This is a genomic window from Halomonas sp. SIMBA_159 (assembly GCF_046536035.1).
Lineage (GTDB): Bacteria > Pseudomonadota > Gammaproteobacteria > Pseudomonadales > Halomonadaceae > Vreelandella > Vreelandella venusta_A.
This window is the reverse complement of the sequence record NZ_JAWJBT010001344.1, coordinates 1-244: the sequence shown is the minus strand read 5'-3', so window position 1 is coordinate 244 and position 244 is coordinate 1. Positions and strand designations below refer to the sequence as shown.

Genomic DNA, 244 nt, shown 5'->3' with positions numbered 1-244 from the left:
AAGGGCATTCGCGTGTTATCGGAGCTTAATGTCGCGCTGGCGCTGGGATTGATCCTGTTCGTGTTGTTTATGGGCGACACTTCGTTCCTGCTTAATGCACTGGTGCTGAATGTTGGCGACTATGTGAATCGCTTTATGGGCATGACGCTCAACAGTTTTGCCTTCGACCGTCCAGTTGAGTGGATGAATAACTGGACGCTCTTCTTCTGGGCATGGTGGGTGGCATGGTCGCCGTTTGTCGGCT

At 52.5% G+C, this 244-nt stretch carries 1 protein-coding gene; it reads left to right on the top strand.

Features of this window, described 5'->3' with window-relative positions; translation table 11 throughout:
* Positions 1-244, top strand: a 244-nt coding sequence (locus R0J87_RS23630; RefSeq protein WP_498889432.1) for a BCCT family transporter, incomplete at both ends; no start/stop codon positions are given.